Consider the following 2768-nt stretch of genomic DNA (forward strand, 5'->3'; position numbering starts at 1 on the left):
TGCGTATTTCGGCGAACGTGACCGGTCATTTCGGTCATCGTGACCGACGCCGATGAAGGGCGTCGGCGAGGTCGTTTCGGTATCGTGACCGCCCGTTTCGGCGATCGTGACCGCCGGGCCGGCGGCGGGTGCTGCGAAGAGGTTCGAGTTTAGGGTTTGGGCGGCTGATCAGGTCATGGTTGGGCCTCCGGATCTGTCTTGCTGGGTTTGGTTTGCGCGCGTCCAGCGCGCCCCGTCCGACGCGACTCCCCTTCAAGGCTGAAGCGCCGGCAGTGCTGCATCAGCCGGTCCAGGATGGCGTCAGCGACGGTCGGGTCGCCGAGCCAAGCGTGCCAGTGCTCGATCGGGAGTTGGTGCGTGATGATGGTGGCGCGCTGGGCCGAGCGGTCATCGATCATCTCCAACAGGTCGGCACGCAGGGCCGCGTCGATGGGCCCAGTTCCCCAGTCGTCCAGCACCAGGACGTCAATCTTGGCCAGCGCCTGCAGCCAACGCCGGAAGCTGCCCGCGCCGTGCAAGATGCGCAGCTCTTCGCCCAGGCGCGGCACACGCAAGTACAGCGCCGAGCGCCCCTGCCGGCACGCGTACTGCGCCAGCGCACAGGCCAGCCAAGTCTTGCCCAGGCCTGTGGCGCCGGCGAAGCAGATCGTCTCGCCGCGCTCGATCCACGTCGACAGCGCCAGGCTCATCAACGCTGAGCGATCGATGCCGCGGATGCCCTCGAAGCTCGCGTCCTCGAGGGTGGCGCTGGGGTACTTGAGCTGCGCACGCTGCAGCAGCCGGGTGCGCTTGCGGTCGCCCCGGGCGTACACCTCGCGCTCAACCAGCAGGGCCAGCCGTTCTTCGAAGGACAAGCCCAGGCAGTCGCCTTGGTCGTGTTGCTGTTGGAGTGCGTCGGCGAAGCCTTGGAGCTTGAGGGCGCGCAGTTGGGCGATGGTGGCGTTGTTGAGCATGGGCGTCAGGGTTCGGTGTTGGGCGGCGGGTGTTCGAGCGGAGCGCGTCATTGGTAGTAGTCCGGGCCACGCACATTGGCGTGCGCCGGGCTGGTCCACTCGGCAGCGCTCTCCTGTGCGACGAGGTCCCGGTTGTTGGCCAGCAGATCACGCACATGCCGGTAGCGCACGGTCCCCAGCGCCAAGGCCCGCTCGCACGCCGCTTCCAAGCGCTCACGGCCGTAGGTGCGTGACAGGCTCAGCAGCCCCAGGCACGAGCGGTAGCCGTGCTCCGGATGCTTGTAGGTCTGCAGCAGCCGGGTGACGAGCTCGCCGCAGGCCATGCCGATCTGCCGGCCCCACTCGATCAAGCGCTGAGGCGTCCATTCCAAGTGCGCCCGGTGCGCGGCCGGCATGTGGGCATCGACGGTGGTGAACTTGCCGCGAAGGCTGCTGCGCGCATGGGCGGCCACCCGCTGCCCGCGCAGCAGCAGCTCCACACCGTGCTGGGTGAGCCGCGCCTCCAGCACCTGGCCCACCAGTGGATGGGGCACGCTGTAGCGATGGCCGTCGACCTCTATGTGGTAGTCGATGTGGACCTTCACAGTCTTGAAGCGCGCGAGTTCGTAGGCTTGAGCCGGCAGCGGCATCAGTGCCGGCTTGTCCAGCTCTGCGAACACGCTGGAGCGGCTGCCGGGCAGCTTCTGGAACGGGCGGTCGTTCACGCTGGGCAGCAGCTCGGCGATGGCCGCATCGACCTGCGCGACGGTGTCGAAGCGGTGGTGGCGCAGCCGCGCCAGCACCCAGCGACCCACGACTTGGACCGAACTTTCTGCGGTGGCTTTGTCCTTTGGGGAACGCGGGCGTGCGGGGAGGACCGAGGTACCGTAGTGGCGGGCGAAGTCCAGCACCGTGTCGTTGGCGCGCGGCTCGTAGCGGTCGGCCGACGCGATCACGGCCGTCGCGTTGTCCGGCACTACGAGTTGCGGCACGCCGCCGTAGAAGTGCAGCGCGCGCACCATGCCGGCGATCCAGTCTTCCAGGCGCTGCGCCGGCGTGGCGCAGGCGAACACACAGCTAGAGGCGGCCATGGCCGAGACGAAGACCTGGGCGCGGGCGCCATCACTGAGCGGCACCGTCGAGCCGGCGTAGTCGATGAACATCTTCTCGCCGGCACGCCGGTGCTGGCGCATCGAACGCTTGAGCGTGGCGGCGAAGGCCTTGTAGTGCTCGCAGAACTGCGTGTATCGCCAGGTGCGGCCCTGCGGGTTGGCGGCCACATATTCCTGCCACAGCAGCATCAGCGTCATGCCCTTGCGGTCGAGCTCGCGGTGGATGCGGGCCCAGTCGGGCACGACGATGGGAAGGGCTGCGGTGGAGCGTGGCTGCAGGGCGGTCGATAGCTGCTGCTCGCTCCAGTCCTGGACGGTGGTCCAGTCCAGGCCGGCGGCGGTGGCCAGGCTGACGTACTTGGCGACAGCGCCCTTGGAGATCTTCAAGGCCGTGGCGACCTGCTCGTGTGAGAGCTTCGCGTGCCACTTCAGGCGGATGACATCTTTGATCATGCGTAGAGAGATTCGTTGCTTGGGCATTCCGCGGCTCGATGGCAAAAGCCGTCGAGGGTAGGAGGCCCGGGTTGCGTTCTCTACGCAGCACTGCCGGCACAACCGGCGCGGCCCTTACGGGGCGCCGTCACGGCGGTCACGATCGCCGAAATGGGCGGTCACGATGCCGAAACGGTCGGTCACGATGAGCCGAAATGGGGTGTCGGTCACGATGACCGAAATCACCGGTCACGATGCCGAAATCGGCGGTCACGTTGGGCCGAAATACGCA

Annotated in this window: 2 protein-coding genes; both read right to left on the reverse strand. The window is 67.5% G+C overall.

All coding sequences use genetic code 11. The annotated features are described in order from the left end of the window. Window positions 1-173 precede the first annotated feature (173 nt). Window positions 174-953 (reverse strand): IS21-like element helper ATPase IstB, encoded by a 780-nt coding sequence (gene istB, locus ACG02S_RS26150; protein WP_394473432.1) that lies wholly within the window; start codon window positions 951-953, stop codon window positions 174-176. Window positions 954-1000: 47 nt separating this feature from the next. After that, window positions 1001-2524 carry an IS21 family transposase gene (istA, locus tag ACG02S_RS26155; protein ID WP_394473433.1) on the reverse strand — a complete coding sequence of 508 codons (1524 nt, stop codon included), beginning with the start codon at window positions 2522-2524 and terminating at the stop codon, window positions 1001-1003. Between the last annotated feature and the right edge of the window lie 244 nt (window positions 2525-2768).

This window comes from Pelomonas dachongensis, assembly GCF_043555865.1.
GTDB classification, from domain to species: Bacteria; Pseudomonadota; Gammaproteobacteria; order Burkholderiales; family Burkholderiaceae_C; genus Pelomonas; species Pelomonas dachongensis.

Coding starts and splice junctions, on each gene's coding strand:
- istB (WP_394473432.1), bottom strand. CDS start 953: ATGCTCAACAACGCCACCATCGCCCAACTGCGCGCCCTCAAGCTCCAA.
- istA (WP_394473433.1), bottom strand. CDS start 2,524: ATGCCCAAGCAACGAATCTCTCTACGCATGATCAAAGATGTCATCCGC.